7 protein-coding genes are annotated in these 13,905 nt (G+C 44.8%); 3 read left to right on the forward strand and 4 right to left on the reverse strand.

From position 1 onward, the window contains the following. Positions 1 to 211: 211 nt before the first annotated feature. A complete protein-coding gene (locus tag RMZ42_RS34165; RefSeq protein ID WP_322675604.1) occupies positions 212 to 2,281 on the forward strand; it encodes a prolyl oligopeptidase family serine peptidase in 2,070 nt (689 codons plus the stop codon). A 28-nt stretch (positions 2,282 to 2,309) separates the two neighbouring features. Here the strand turns inward: RMZ42_RS34165 and RMZ42_RS34170 are convergent, their stop codons facing one another. Together RMZ42_RS34170 and RMZ42_RS34175 are read right to left on the reverse strand one after the other, a co-directional pair. Further along, entirely contained in the window at positions 2,310 to 6,101 is a 3,792-nt protein-coding gene (locus RMZ42_RS34170; protein WP_322675605.1) for a YlcI/YnfO family protein, read from the reverse strand. A gap of 524 nt (positions 6,102 to 6,625) precedes the next feature. Beyond that, entirely contained in the window at positions 6,626 to 7,093 is a 468-nt protein-coding gene (locus tag RMZ42_RS34175; protein WP_322675606.1) for a hypothetical protein, read from the reverse strand. A gap of 403 nt (positions 7,094 to 7,496) precedes the next feature. On the opposite strand from RMZ42_RS34175, the gene RMZ42_RS34180 reads away from it, so the two are divergent. After that, positions 7,497 to 10,295: a M16 family metallopeptidase gene (locus RMZ42_RS34180; RefSeq protein WP_416211853.1), complete on the forward strand. Its 2,799-nt coding sequence runs from the start codon at positions 7,497 to 7,499 to the stop codon at positions 10,293 to 10,295. A 178-nt stretch (positions 10,296 to 10,473) separates the two neighbouring features. On the opposite strand, the gene RMZ42_RS34185 is transcribed toward RMZ42_RS34180, so the two are convergent. Next, on the reverse strand, positions 10,474 to 11,490 hold the full coding sequence (locus tag RMZ42_RS34185) for a sulfate/molybdate ABC transporter ATP-binding protein (RefSeq protein WP_322675608.1): 1,017 nt from the start codon (positions 11,488 to 11,490) through the stop codon (positions 10,474 to 10,476). A 96-nt stretch (positions 11,491 to 11,586) separates the two neighbouring features. After that, positions 11,587 to 12,093 carry a membrane protein insertion efficiency factor YidD gene (gene yidD / locus RMZ42_RS34190; protein ID WP_322675609.1) on the reverse strand — a complete coding sequence of 169 codons (507 nt, stop codon included), beginning with the start codon at positions 12,091 to 12,093 and terminating at the stop codon, positions 11,587 to 11,589. A gap of 468 nt (positions 12,094 to 12,561) precedes the next feature. Here yidD and chlP point away from each other — a divergent pair, with 468 nt between their 5' ends. Beyond that, positions 12,562 to 13,782, forward strand: a complete 1,221-nt coding sequence (gene chlP / locus RMZ42_RS34195) for a geranylgeranyl reductase (protein ID WP_322675610.1) — start codon at positions 12,562 to 12,564, stop codon at positions 13,780 to 13,782. Positions 13,783 to 13,905 lie beyond the last annotated feature (123 nt).

Consider the following 13,905-nt stretch of genomic DNA (forward strand, 5'->3'; position numbering starts at 1 on the left):
ACAGAAGTTGGACTTTAATACACATAATCATGATTCTGTCAATGCGTAAGTCCTAGTGTATACCCCAAGTCTCAATACTTGCCGTTTAACCTTTCCCCTTTAACCTTTTCCCCAAACCCAATTCTGAGTTCAAAATCCAAAAACCGAGTACTATTGCCCAAGTCTTGAGTCTATCTTTGTAGTATAGAAAGAAGCACTTTGACCTAAGACTATGCCTTCTTCTGAAAAATCTCTCACTTATCCAACCAGCCATAAGAGCAATCAAGCTGATAATTACCACGGTACTTCAGTTGCAGATCCTTACCGTTGGTTAGAAGATCCTGACTCCGAAGAAACAAGAACTTGGATTGAGGCACAAAATCAAGTTACGTTTGGCTACTTGAGTGAAATTCCTGCTAGAGAAAAAATTAAACAGCGCCTCACCAAACTTTGGGATTATGAAAAATACGGTATTCCTTTTAAAGAAGGCGATCGCTACTTTTATTTCAAAAATGACGGATTGCAAAATCAAAGTGTCCTTTACACCTTGAAAACTCTCGATGACCAACCCCAAGTTTTACTCGATCCCAATAAACTCTCAGAAGATGGCACTGTTGCTCTTTCGGGATTGTCGATTAGCGAGGATAGTAAACTTTTAGCTTATGGTCTATCTTCCTCCGGTTCTGATTGGCAAGAGTGGAAAGTACGCAATGTTGAAACTGGTGAAGACCTCCAAGACCACCTGAAGTGGATTAAATTTTCTGGCGCATCTTGGACACACGATAATCAAGGTTTTTTCTACAGTCGCTACGATGAACCAAATGAAAAAACTCGATTAGAAGATGTCAACTATTATCAAAAGCTCTACTATCATCAACTAGGTAAATCTCAATCAGAAGACGTTTTAATTTATCATCGTCCTGACCAAAAAGAATGGGGTTTTAGTGGTGGCGTTACTGAAGATGGACACTATCTAATAATTTCAATTTGGCTAGGGACTGACTCTAAAAATTTAGTTTTCTTCAAAGATTTAACTAACGCTAATGCGGAAGTTGTAGAACTCATTAACCAATTTGAGGCAGATTATAGCTTTATCGACAATGATGATAGCGTCTTTTATTTTCGCACAGATTTAAACGCACCACGGGGAAGAGTGATTGCAATTGATACCAAAAACCCTGTACCAGAAAATTGGCAAGAAATTATTCCCCAATCAGCAGAAACTTTGGAAAGTGTCGGTATACTTAATAATCAGCTCGTTGCAGATTACCTCAAAGATGCTCACAGTCAAATCCAAATTTATGACCTCAAAGGTGCGTTTATTCGAGAGGTAGAACTACCAGGACTCGGTTCAGCCGGAGGCTTTGGGGGTAAGCGTTATGATACTGAAACTTTTTATAGTTTTACCAGCTTTACCATACCAGGCACTATTTATCGCTACGACATGGTGACAGGAAAAAGTGAGGTTTTCCGTCAACCACAGGTAGATTTTAATCCTGATGAGTACGAGACAAAACAAGTCTTTTATCACAGCAAAGATGGTACTAGAGTACCAATGTTTATTACGCACAAAAAGGGTATTAAATTAGATGGAAATAACCCTACTTATCTCTATGCTTATGGTGGTTTTAATGCCTCAATGACACCTGGTTTTTCTGTGAGTTTGTTGGTGTGGATGGAGATGGGTGGTGTCTATGCTATGGCTAATATCCGTGGTGGTGGAGAATACGGTGAAGAATGGCATCAAGCAGGAATGAAGGATAAAAAGCAGAATGTCTTTGATGACTTTATTGGTGCTGCTGAATGGCTGATTGCTAATAAGTATACTAAAACTGAAAAGCTAGCGATCGCAGGTGGTAGTAACGGCGGTTTATTAGTGGGTGCTTGTATAACGCAACGTCCCGATTTGTTTGGTGCAGCGTTACCAGCAGTCGGCGTCATGGATATGTTGCGGTTCCACAAATTTACCATCGGTTGGGCTTGGACTTCCGAATATGGTTCTGCGGATAATCCAGAAGAGTTTCCGGCGCTGTATGCTTATTCGCCATTACATAACATCAAACCAAACACAGCTTACCCAGCAACCTTAATTACCACAGCCGATCATGACGATCGCGTTGTCCCTGCTCATAGTTTCAAATTTGCTGCGGCTTTGCAAGAGGCTCACGCAGGTGATGCGCCAACGCTAATTAGAATTGAGACAAAAGCAGGACATGGTGCGGGTAAACCCACGGCTAAAATTATCGAAGAAGCCGCCGATAAATGGGCTTTTTTGGTACGTGCTTTAGATGTGAAATTTTAGTAACTTTGTCGGGTGGGCATTGCCTACCCTACGAGACTAAACTAACTACTGCCCTGACTAACTTCTCTGGCTCTACAGGTTTTGTAATGTGAGTTTGAAATCCTACCTGAAGCGCTCTTTGTCGGTCAATTTCTGCGGCATAAGCGGTTAGTGCGATCGCCCGAATATTTCCTCCCTGATTCGGTGGACGAGATCGAATCTGCTGCATCAGCATATAGCCGTCCATCTCAGGCATACCGATGTCACTCACTAGCACGTCAAAACTGAACTGCTCTAAAGCTTGCAAAGCTTCTAAGCCAGAAGCGACGGCTGTCACATTTGCCCCGCTTTGTGACAGCACAAATGCCTGAAATTCACGGGTATCTGGCTCATCATCCACCAGCAAAATTTGAACGCCGTCTAAAGGCACTTCTGCTTCTGTCTGGGTGTGGATTGGCTCGGATGCGTTGAGCTTTGCTCTTGCCTGCTGCATGAGGGGCAATTGGATGATGAAAGTTGCGCCTTGATTCTCACCCGGACTTTCTGCTGTCACCGTGCCCCCGTGCATTTCGACAATTTGCCGCACGATCGCTAGCCCCAATCCCAACCCGCCAAATTTGCGTGTGGTTGAGCCGTCTTCTTGGCGAAAATACTCAAATACATGAGGCAAAAACTGGGGATTGATGCCCTTGCCAGTATCGATTACCCGAATCTGAGCTAGCCCGTCGAGTTGCCGCAGTTTAATGGTCACTTGTCCGCTGTTGGGTGTAAACTTAACCGCATTGGTAAGCAAATTCCACATCACTTGTTGTAAGCGGGCTACATCGCCAGAAATCAAAGCGATCTCAGAGTCAAGATCGAGAGCGATCGCAATATTTTTTGCTTCTGCTGCCAAACGCACCGTTTCCACGGCGGCAGAAATCACAAAAGTCAAACTGACCGGAGCCGCTGTTAAGTTGAGTTTGCCCTGCATGATACGGGAGATGTCGAGCAAATCTTCGATTAGTTGCGTCTGTAGATTGGCATTGCGCTCAATAATTTTCAAGGCTTCAGCTCTACGAGCTTCGCTCAGTTTGCCGTTTTGTAGTAATTGCGTCCAGCCCAAGATCGGGTTGAGAGGCGATCGCAATTCATGGGACAGCACCGCCAAAAATTCATCTTTGATTCGGTTGGCGCGATCGGCTGCCTCTCTTGCGGCTTGTTCTTGCGCCAGCAATCGTTCCCGTTCAGTTTCAGCTTGCTTTTGCTTGGTGATATCACGTGAAATTGCCACAAGTTGGGTCACTTGCCCAGCAGTGTTCCGCACGGGCGTGATGATGCTATCCCACCACTTCGGTGTGCCCTTGTAAGTGGGAAGATAGCCTTGAAAATGGCCTGTATTGCCTGCTTTGGCGGCTGCGATCGCTGTTTTGGCATTTTCATAATCTTCACCTTGCCAAATATCTTGCCAGCAGGTGTTTAGAACGAGCGTCGGATCATCGACTTCCAATAAACATAACCCGCCTGTGCTGATATAGATAATTTCGCTATCGAGTGTCAAAACTTTAATGCAATCCTTGCTGCTTTCCAGAATGCGTTGCTTTAGCTCCTCACTGTCGCGCAAGGCTGCTTCAGCGCGGGCGCGTTCGATCAGCGGAGCGACACGCGCTGCAACGTTTTCCAGCAACAACATCTCATCCGCCGTCCAATGGCGCGGCTTGTCGGAACTGACTCCGATCGAAGCCACCCAACGCCCTTCACGGACAAACGGTGCAATGACGTAGGATTGCAGATTGATGAGCGTGTAATTGTCGGCGAAATCCTTTGTCCACGGATGTGTGTTCACGTCGTCAATCCCGAACGGTTGACTTGCCGCTGTTTCCCACCATTCCTTCGCACCGAAAAGGGTAAGGTCGTAAGTTCCGGCAAGGTCTGATCCGTCGAGCCGCCAATCGGGTAGAACCGTTACCTGTCTGCCGTCTGGCGTGACATCGAGATAATAGCAGCGATGCCCGTTCAAAAACGTTCCGACTTCGCGCGTGACGATGCGGTTGATTTCCACTGCATCCGTCACCGTGCCGAGTCTTCGGCTTAACTCGGTCAAAAACTCCACTTGCCGTTCGGCTTGAATTTGCTCGGTAACATTCCTGAAATAAACGGTGATGCCGTTTGGGGCGGGGTAGGTGCGAACTTCGTACCAGCGATTATGATCTGGGTAAAACGCGGTAATTGACCCAGCCAGACGATGGTTCCGCCCGCCGTAGGCATCGCGCATGGTGCTCAAGTAGACCTGTGCCAACTCATTGCCAATCAGTCCTGGATACTCTTCCCACAAATTCTTGCCAACTAAATCGCCTGGAGTGCGATCGAGTAGTATTTCGGCAGATGGATTTATATAGGTAAACTGCCAATTCTCATCCAGTGCAAAGAAGGCTTCAGCGATACTCTCCAGAATATTCCGAGTCTGCTCCTCGCTTTGGCGCAAGGCTTGCTCTACCTGTTTGCGCTCAGTGATATCTCGCGTCACGCCTGCCACTGCTTCTACTGCGCCATTTATGTCCAAAAGTGGCACGAAAATATATTCATAGGTGCGTGTGCCGATTGCGCTAGTGTAGGGCGTTTCATCCTTGAGCAGCTGACGCGTGGCGATCGCCTGTTGAATCTGTTGCTGAAGTCGAGTTGCTAAATCGGTTGGATAATCTAGCTCAAAAAAGTTCTTTCCCAAAGCTTCATCCGAAGTTTTCTGCCAAAGATTGAGCAACGCTGGGCTGACATAGGTGAACCTTCCCGCCAAATCAAAGGTGTAAATAAAATCGGGAATTGCCGCAACAAGCGCGTCGAACTTCCGCAGTTGCCGTTCGAGTTCGGTGCGGCTGTCGCGTAATGCTGCTTCAGCACGGGCACGCTCGACGGCTGCCCACGTCTGCTCTGCTGTTTCCTCGACTCGTTTCACCTCGTCTTCCGTCCACTGGCGAGGGTTTGCCTGATGCACCGCCAGCAGAGCGACAAATCGATCTTTCTTAATTAGCGGCACATCAATATGCGCGGCAATATCGATTGATCGATACCTTGCCCGATCGCTGGCTGAGTATTTAGGGTAGTTTGCCACATCAGGAACGATCGCCGTTCGCCCTGTTCGATGATCGTCTGTCAGGTTGCGCCCAAAGTCTTCCAGATGGTACAGCCCGCTCAGTTCGGCAACGCCGTTCGTGTAGTTTTTATGAACGATAACCTCTTTGCCGCTCGGTAACACTTCAATGTAAATAACGCGGTTTGCGCCTAGAAACTCGCCCAGAACAAAGGCAGCGATCGCCTGAATCTCATTAGCGTCAGTCAGCAGGCGTAGCGCATTGGTGAGCTTGACTCGAAACGCATCGGCTTGGGCAGCTTGAGGCAAGGCATCTGTTGATGTGCGCTCCAGCAGATCGGATTCTAGCTGCTGGACTCGATCTAGTTCTGTTAACAGGATCTGCACAGCCGTTTTTAGGCTGTCCGACCAAGTTTCGATGACCCCTAGTGGCGTTTGCGACCAATCGTGCGATCGCAACAATGCACCGATCTCGCCGCCACCAACAAAGAGGTTTTCAGCCTTGGTGCGATCGCTAGCCCATCCCTGGCGCTGTTGCATTTCCCGTTCTAAAGCCTTAACGATTAAATCATTAAATGATTCGCTACCTTCCTTGAGTTTCCTGGCTTTTGCAAGCAAGTCAGGCGGAAAACAGATTGTTAAGGCTTCGCGTTCCATAGCAATGAGTGTAACCAGATATGGATACCATTTATTGTATTCTGCCCATAGAATAGTACGACTAAGTTTGCTTCCACTCTCCTTATTTGCAATCAGGGGATGAGTTTTAATATTCATAGATGAGTTAAAATTCAATCAATCACTCTAGACAGATATTAACTATGAGATGGGAAGAAGTTTGCGAACACAAACAATTACAAGATTTACCCTTAAAAATTGAATTAAATCCTAAACAAATTAAACGGTAATTGTAGAGAATAGGGAAAAGAGCGATCGCCTAAATTACTTATTTTTAAAATATTTCTTAAAAGTATTGATAATTTTTAATTAAAGATTGAAGAAAAATGAACTTTACTTAATTTAAATTATCATCTATTTCATAAATAACGCGATATTAACGTTGACAAAAAGTTAAGCGATAATGGTGAAGGCAAACAATTATTTACCTTCACTCTCAATACGGTTTGGTTAAGGTTTTTTGATGAAAATTCTAGCTCGTTAAAGATGCGATAAATCACCCTCTCTACGAAGGAATAATTATTGTAGAGACGGCGATTCATCGCGTCTTGCCTTAACCGAACAGTATTACCGCTTTTCTCGATGCAAGCAAGAAGTTTAATATTTTTATCCTTCTTGTGTACTTAAAACGCGACAGCTTGAGCTGTACCAGTCAAATGGATTGTCGTATAAGTTTGTCTTTGCCCTTGGTTGAATTTAGGAATCACAGAAAACAGGTTTGTTGTTGTGATTCCCTTAGTTTCTACTGCGGCTGAGTTGCTTTTTCCAAGGTTTACACGGGGTAAGATCAAAGTAAACACGGTATTGCCAGTATCTACTGTCCTACGGATAGTTACAGTTACGAGTGTACCAATCTCTGTTTCTACAGTACGGATCTGATCGGTACCTTGAAAATTTAATGTCTGTTGCTTATCTTTATAGGTAAAAAGGGGCTTGCCAGTAAAGCTTGTCGTTGAGTAACTAATGCTGATATTCTTACCTTGAAACTGGTATAAGTTTGGTACTACTTCTGAGGCATTAGCTGATAATACAGGTATTGCTGTTAACAGCATACCTAATGTGAACGATCCAATCAAGTTTCTTGTTTGCATATCTAAAAAAGTTTTTGCTAGTTTGACCGAGATACTTACCCGAATGGGATGACAACAGGTATCAAACCAATTTTAAAAGTAGATATTACTACAATCGTGTAAAAAGAAACACATTGCAATGCTTGTTAATCTATTTGCAATAATTTCTAATATTCTGTAAAAGTTTTATCGCCGCACCTAATAACCCTTGGGTAGTTTTAAAAAATACACCCAGATATGCTATGGGCAAAAAAGTAGTACAGCAATAAGTTTATATATCATCTCCTTTGAGGGGATTTGATTTCATTTTCGTCTTATTCCCTCAATAACTAGCAACTTGAGTTAGATTTAAATTTTGAAATACCCTTTGGGGTTTTATTTTAAAATTGGAAATTTTGTATTGCTTATGAAACGGCGATCGTACATGCTTCTAGGATTTTTCCTCAGCCTTATTTTAACTATCGTGCCAATGTCTGGCAATTTCACTAATGCTGCAACGCCAACAGCAGTCACACCTGTCTCTGCTCTCTCATTCACCCAAGGAGTGCAAAAAACAGTATTAGACAACGGTTTAACGGTATTAACCAAGGAAGTTCATACTGCTCCCGTGGTGAGTGTGCAAGTTTGGTATAAAGTTGGTTCGCGCAACGAGGTTAAGGGAGAGAATGGTATTTCTCACCAGCTAGAACATTTGATGTTCAAAGGCACAAATGACCGTCCTGTACAGTTTGGACGGTTGTTTAGTGCTTTGGGTAGCCAGTTCAATGCTTTTACTAGTTATGACGAAACAGCTTATTTTGGCACAGTGCAGCGAGACAAATTAGAAGCACTGCTGACACTAGAAGCCGATCGCATGGAAAACTCCTTAATTGGGCCTGAACAACTCACCAGTGAAAAGCGGGTGGTGATCTCCGAGTTACAGGGATACGAAAATTCACCAGGTTATCGTCTGAGTCGGGCAGTGATGCGGGCTGCTTTCCCCAATCGAGCTTATGGTTTATCAGTGGGAGGCACAAAAGCCGATGTCGAGAAATTCACGCTGGAGCAGGTACGGAATTATTACCAAACCTACTACAGCCCAGAAAATGCCACGTTGGTGATTACCGGAGATTTTGCCACAAAACCTGCACTCAAAGTTGTCCAAGAAACTTTTGGAAAGTTATCGCAACGACCAAAAAAGAATACGGCAGTTGATAATGCAACCAGAGCACTCGATCGTTTCTTAGCATCTAATTCTATCGCTGACGCTTCCTCGTCTACCCCTGTTGCGAAAAAAGCACCGATTGTCCTCAAGCAACCTGGAAGTACAGCACTATTGCAAGTGGTGTATCCTTTGCCAGATATCAAACATCCTGATGTCCCGGCAATTGATTTGATGGATGCCATTCTTACAGGTGGACGTAGTTCTCGACTTTATCAGGCTTTGGTGGAATCTGGACTTGCTAGTTCAGTGAGTGGTGGTGCTGCTGAACTGATCGAACCGGGTTGGTATGAAATTGATGCTACGGCAGCTCCCGGTCAAGAGTTGGGGAAAATTGCCCAGGTACTCCAGGAATCTTTAGTAAAATTGCAACAGCAGCCTGTTACCTCAGAAGAGTTGAAGCGGGCGAAGACGCAACTGCAAGCCTCATATATTTTGGGTAATCAAGATATCACGAGTCAAGCTAATCAACTGGGATATAACCAAACGATCGCAGGGGATTATCATTTTATTGAAAGGTATCTGGCTGCGATCGCGAAAGTGACTCCTGCTCAAGTCCAGAAAGCAGCGAAAACTTACCTTAATCCGGCTCAACAAACCATCGGTTTCTTTGAGCCGACTCAACCAGATGGTAAACCAGGAACTTCTAGCGCTGGTTCTAGTCGCACGGTAGAAAATTTCAGCCCTGGTAAGCCTGTAGATCCAGCAGAACTGGCGAAATATTTGCCACCTGCGACATCAGAAACAGATTCTAATAAACAATCACTACCAGAAGAGTTTACCTTAAAGAATGGTTTGAAGGTTCTGCTGTTGAGCGATCGCAATCTTCCCACTATTAACTTAAGCGGACAAATTGACGCTGGTGCTGAATTTGATGGCAATCAAAAAGCTGGATTAGCGAATCTAACTGCAAGCAACTTAATGAATGGGACGCAGACTAAAAATGCTCTGACTCTAGCAAAAACCTTAGAAGACCTGGGAGCCGGTTTGAGCTTCGGTGCTAGCCGTGAAGGAGTTAACGTCAGCGGTGAGGGACTTTCAGCAAATTTGCCAATATTAATTCAAACTCTAGCAGATGTGTTAGAAAACGCCACTTTCCCCGCCGATCAGTTAGAACTGAGTCGCCAAAGGGCATTGACAAGTCTGAAAGTCCAGCTAGATGACCCTAGAGGTTTGGGAAGGCAAGTATTCCAACAGGCAATTTACCCTGAAAATCATCCATTCCACAGCTTTCCCACAGCCGAGAGTTTAAAGACTATTACTCGTGATGATTTGCTTGGTTTCTACCAGACACACTACCGACCGGATACCACGACGATCGCTTTGGTGGGAGACTTTGATTCAGTTAAGGTAAAAGCTTTGCTAAATGAAGTGTTTGGTAAATGGCAAGCCACAGGTAAGCCACCTGTTCTCAAAATACCAACCGTACCATTTCCGCAAACTTTGACACAACTAAATAAAGTAATTCCCGGTAAAGCTGAGGCTGTCACCTACATCGGCTACAACGGCATCTCTCGGAAAGATCCGCGTTATTATGCGGCACTGGTGCTAAATCAAATTTTGGGTGGTGATACCTTAGCCAGCCGCTTGGGTACGGAAGTGCGCGATCGCCAAGGTCTAACCTACGGTATATATAGTGGTTTTGCCGCCGGGATCAATCCGGGGCCCTTCTTGATTCAAATGCAGACTGCTCCTCTTGATGCCCAAAAAGCGATCGCCAGTACTCTCGCTTTACTAAAACAGTTACGCGAGCAAGGAGTAACTGAAGCTGAATTAAACACGGCAAAACGCTCAATTACCAATAGCTACCCCGTGGATTTAGCTAATCCTAGTGATGTATCAAGCATCATTTTGGATAATGCTGTTTTAGGGCTTTCACGGTCAGAAATCCGAGACTTCCCCCAGCGGATTCAAGCAGTCACTATGGCTAATATGCAACAGGCAATTGAAGATTTAATTAAGCCAGAAAATCTAGTGATTGTCACCGCCGGCCCTGGAGATGCTGTAACCAAAGGCAGCTAATTATTTCAGATAAATAACAATCCTATCTGATTGGTAAAAATCGCAATAACAAGATCCCCGACTTCTTTAAGAAGTCGGGGATTTCATTGTTTACGAATGATTTAGTAGGATGGCTAATATCACCTTCTTACTTTCTGCCTCCTGCCTCCTGCCCCCTGCCTTCTGCCTCCTGCCTCATTCAAATTGAATAAGACACTGGAAAGGACTTTGCATCCTTTGGCTTCACATACACTCGCTGTAGAGGTTCTAACTTTAAGTCATTAAAGCGATCGCGTGTTAAATGCGCCATCACTACTTGCCCGTCATCGAAAGTTAATTCTACCTGAATTTCCCAACCCAAATGTATCAATCGGCTTACTGTTGCAGCCGTAGTCGTACCGTTAGCAGTCTTTTCTAAAATCACATCTTGCGGACGCAAAAAGACTTGTGGGTGTGGCGCATCAAACCCGCTGCTTTGAAAAATCTTCGAGGTGCTGGGTAACACATTCACCGGGCCAATGAAGCTCATTACAAATGCGGTGGCAGGATTATCGTAAATTTCAGATGGTGTCCCCACCTGTTCCACACGTCCTTTATTCATCACCACAACCTCATCGGACACTTCCATTGCTTCTTCTTGGTCATGGGTAACGAAAACTGTGGTAACATGAACCTCATCATGGAGGCGGCGTAACCATGCCCGTAAGTCTTTGCGAACTTTAGCATCAAGTGCGCCAAAAGGTTCATCTAGCAATAAAACTTCCGGTTCTACTGCCAAAGCCCTAGCTAAAGCTACCCGTTGTCTTTGACCGCCAGAAAGTTGTGATGGATAGCGATCGCCTAATCCAGTCAATTGCACCAATTCGAGTAACTGTTCTACCCGTCCTTTAATCCTCTTTGGCTGTGCCTTACGAATTTCTAAGCCAAAGGCAATATTTTGCTTAACAGTCAGATGCTTGAATAGGGCGTAGTGCTGAAATACAAACCCAATATTTCGCTGTTGCACACTTTGGTATGTAGCGTCCTTACCGGTAAGCAGGATTTTGCCGCTATCTGGCATTTCTAAACCTGAAATTAACCGTAGTAGCGTAGATTTACCCGATCCCGATGGCCCAAGTAATGCAACTAGCGAACCACTCTTAATTTCTAGGCTAACCTCATCAACTGCCTTGAAACTCCCGAATTGTTTGGAGACGTTCTCAACTACTATACCCACTGCTACTTATAACCTCTGCAACTAAATCTACAGATCCTTGGTAGGATTACTGTGTCCTACATATACCATACATTGTTATTTATGGATGAACAAGATTTAGCTACCGCAACTGCCGCAATCGAGGAAGCTACAGTCAGCACCACTGCAATCTAGGGAACTACAATCAGCAGCACCACAATCTAGGGAACCACAATCGGGTGTTATGCTAACGATCTCGACACAATTACAGCCCAAATCAGCACAATCAAAACAGTTAGTATTGTCGCCACTAATAAATGAGGATTTTTGAGCAACTTTACCAGATGCTTGTCGTTGCTGCATATCTGCTTCATCCTCTGTAGATTCTTCTGAGTTTTCGCTATGCATTCGCAAAATTTGATTGGCTTGCTTGCAAGCTTGAAATCGTTCGTGGGAATTAACAAAAGCTGCTTTTAATCCTTCCTTGGCAACTACCCGCTTAATGTATTGAGAGCAAGATTCGCCGCCATATAGTATTCTGTGGGCACAAGCAAAACCTTTGTGCGGAGAAATATGTTTTTGATATCCATTAATTGCGGCAGTACTAAGTTGTCTAGTAAAAGAATCGAATAAGGAAATTTGCATATTTTATAACTGGGGCATTGGGCATTGGCACTAACCAATATTCTTTAGTACTTACGCAAAAGCTCTCTAAAACTCTTATTTTTGTGCGTTCTACCCTGCGGGAAGCCGCTCTGCATCTATGCAGTTCGTTTTTCATGATTTTACGTAAGTCCTGTTCTTCATTCTTCCCAATACTCAATAGCAAATACTCAATACCCCATGCCCAATGCCCAATGCCCAATACTTCGACTCCGCTCAGTACAAGTGCCCAATGCCCAATACTTCGACTCCGCTCAGTACAAGTGCCCCATGCCTAATGCCCAATACTTCGACTCCGCTCAGTACAAGTGCCCAATGCCCCAGGTTCAATTCGTATCGAAACATTAAGGAATATTGCATTTAAGCAGAAACCTAGAGGTAAAGCGCCAAATCACCCAAAAGACCGTGGTAGTATGCTCTCGGTAAATGTGAAGATTGGGAGAAAGACCTTTGACACTACGGGTTGCTGTTATTGGGTCAGGCCCTGCTGGTTCATCTGCCGCAGAAACACTGGCAGCCTCTGGGATTGAAACCTACCTGTTTGAGCGGAAGCTAGACAATGCGAAGCCTTGCGGGGGTGCAATTCCCCTATGTATGGTGAGTGAATTTGACTTACCACCAGAGATTATCGATCGCCGGGTACGGAAGATGAAAATGATTTCGCCTTCCAATCGCGAGGTTGATATCAATCTGATAAATGAAGATGAATATATAGGAATGTGCCGCCGGGAAGTGTTAGATGGCTTTTTGCGCGATCGCGCGGCCAAACTAGGCGCAAATTTAATTAATGCCACTGTTCATAAACTTGATATACCAGGAAACAATACCGATCCCTATACGATTCATTACGTTGACCACACAGATGGTATATCACAGGGTATTGCCAAAACTCTGAAGGTGGATGTAATCATTGGGGCAGATGGGGCTAATTCCCGCGTTGCCAAAGAAATGGACGCTGGGGATTACAATTATGCGATCGCCTTCCAAGAGCGGATTCGCTTACCCGAAGACAAAATGGCCTACTATAACAATCTCGCCGAAATGTATGTCGGTGATGACGTTTCTACCGATTTCTACGCTTGGGTTTTCCCCAAATATGACCACGTAGCTGTCGGTACTGGCACAATGCAGATCAATAAAGCCAGCATCAAACAGTTACAAGCTGGTATCCGCGCTCGTGCATCCGAGAAGCTAGCTGGCGGTAAAATCATCAAAGTTGAAGCCCATCCCATTCCCGAACATCCCCGTCCCCGTCGTGTTGTCGGTCGCATCGCTTTGGTGGGAGATGCTGCTGGTTACGTTACCAAGTCTTCTGGTGAAGGTATTTATTTTGCCGCTAAATCTGGGCGGATGTGTGCCGAAACCATTGTCGAAGCCTCTAACAGTGGTAGCCGTATTCCTACAGAAGGCGACCTGAAGGTTTACCTGAAGCGTTGGGATAAAAGATACGGACTCACTTACAAGGTGCTGGACATTCTGCAAACCGTATTCTATCGTTCTGACGCTACCCGCGAAGCGTTTGTGGAAATGTGCGATGACCTCGATGTACAACGGCTAACATTCGATAGCTATCTGTATAAAACGGTTGTCCCGGCTAATCCCATCACCCAATTGAAGATTACTGCTAAAACCATTGGTAGTCTAATTCGGGGTAATGCCCTTGCACCTTAATTGAGTGGCACTTCCAACAAAGAAATTACTCAATTTTGTGGGGTGGACATCCTGCACGCTCATGAATCAGGGCGGGCAAGATGCCATTGGTGTCAAGTTAAGAAAAATAGAATCTTGTCAACA

It is taken from the genome of Nostoc sp. DedQUE05 (genome assembly GCF_034530955.1).
Lineage (GTDB): Bacteria > Cyanobacteriota > Cyanobacteriia > Cyanobacteriales > Nostocaceae > Nostoc.

Bases quoted from the DNA above. Each gene is read 5' to 3' on its own strand.
- RMZ42_RS34165 (WP_322675604.1), top strand. From the start codon at position 212: ATGCCTTCTTCTGAAAAATCTCTCACTTATCCAACCAGCCATAAGAGC.
- RMZ42_RS34170 (WP_322675605.1), bottom strand. From the start codon at position 6,101: ATGAATATTAAAACTCATCCCCTGATTGCAAATAAGGAGAGTGGAAGC.
- yidD (WP_322675609.1), bottom strand. From the start codon at position 12,093: ATGCAAATTTCCTTATTCGATTCTTTTACTAGACAACTTAGTACTGCC.
- RMZ42_RS34175 (WP_322675606.1), bottom strand. From the start codon at position 7,093: ATGCAAACAAGAAACTTGATTGGATCGTTCACATTAGGTATGCTGTTA.
- RMZ42_RS34180 (WP_416211853.1), top strand. From the start codon at position 7,497: ATGCTTCTAGGATTTTTCCTCAGCCTTATTTTAACTATCGTGCCAATG.